The following is a 1,339-nucleotide window of genomic DNA, read 5'->3' as shown; positions in this document are numbered from 1 at the left end:
AGGCTTCGTGGTAGGTTGCCTCATGGCGTAGTCTCCAGTCCGACGCTTCAACGCCGGACGATTCGAGGTTGATCACCCCGGAGCCTACGCCAACCCTAATTCCAACCAACTCCGCGACGGGACCGTCGGCGTCGCGCGTCAATATTGTGGCCAACTTGGCAAGCAAGACAATTGTCAGGTGGCGGTTTCACTGTCGATTGCCAATCACCACGCGAGCTTGCCGATCGCCTATCGTTTGTATTTGCCCCAGAGCTGGGCCGAGGAGGAGGAACGTCGAGAGAAGGCCGGTGTGCCCAAGGATGTTGTCTTCCAGACCAAGCCTGAGATCGCGCTGGAGCAAATCCGATCGGCCTGTGAAGCGGACATTGAGCGTGGCGTGGTACTGATGGATGCCGGATATGGCGCGGATACGACGCTGCGCAAAGAAGTGACGGCGTTGGGTTTGCGCTATGTTGCGGGCATCTTGCCGAGCACATCCGCGTGGCCGACCGGCATGGGACCACTGCCGCCCAAGAAATGGTCGGGGAATGGGCGGCCGACGAAATTGATGCGGCGGGATGATAAACACAAGCCTTGCTCGGTCAAGGAACTTGCTCTCAGTCTACCGAACCAAGCTTGGCGGAATGTCAAATGGCGCGAAGGCAGCGCTGACTTCTTGACCTCGCGCTTTGCGCGGCTCCGGGTCCGTCCCGCTCATCGCGATTACTGGCTGAGCGAGCCGCATGCCGAAGAATGGCTATTGATCGAATGGCCCGATGATGAATCCGAGCCAACGAAATACTGGTTCTCGACGCTGCCGGAAAACATCTCTTTCCGCGCCCTGGTCGATTTGACCAAGCTCAGATGGCGCATCGAACGCGACTACCAAGAGCTCAAGCAGGAGGTCGGCCTCGGGCATTATGAAGGGCGCGGTTGGCGCGGCTTCCATCACCACGCCACGTTGTGCATCGCCGCCTACGGGTTCCTGATCTCCGAAAGGGAGACGATTCCCCCCTCACGACCTCGTCGGCCCGCGTTCGTCAAAGAATTTGCGCTTCCCAAAAATCAAAAGCCCCGCGGCGCTCCCGCTCAGAACCGAGCGTCACATGCCGAATTCGATCGCTACCATGCGGCGGCGCCTTGCGAGTGGATTGGTTAGGCGGCTACGTAGATGTCCGTGTTGCGCAATCCAACTCGAGGTCCATCCGCCGTCATGATTTGTGACGCAGTAAGACTAGTACCCACTTTTCTTGGATCGTGAGTCGTGATTCAAGATATGGATGATCCCCGAAGCAAGAGAAGTCCACCTTTCGCGGAAAGATCGCAAGGTGCTTGAGGCGTGTTGTCGCTCGCCGGTGAC

At 58.5% G+C, this 1,339-nt stretch carries 1 pseudogene; it reads left to right on the top strand.

Annotated features, from left to right (window positions below):
• Positions 1-121: 121 nt before the first annotated feature.
• Positions 122-1,138, top strand: a pseudogene (locus tag ACZYOF_RS43795) (IS701 family transposase); the annotation flags it as partial.
• Between the last annotated feature and the right edge of the window lie 201 nt (positions 1,139-1,339).

The sequence above is a fragment of the Bradyrhizobium sp. LeoA1Lang genome, assembly GCF_055413685.1.
This window is presented reverse-complemented; position numbering and strand designations above follow the sequence as displayed.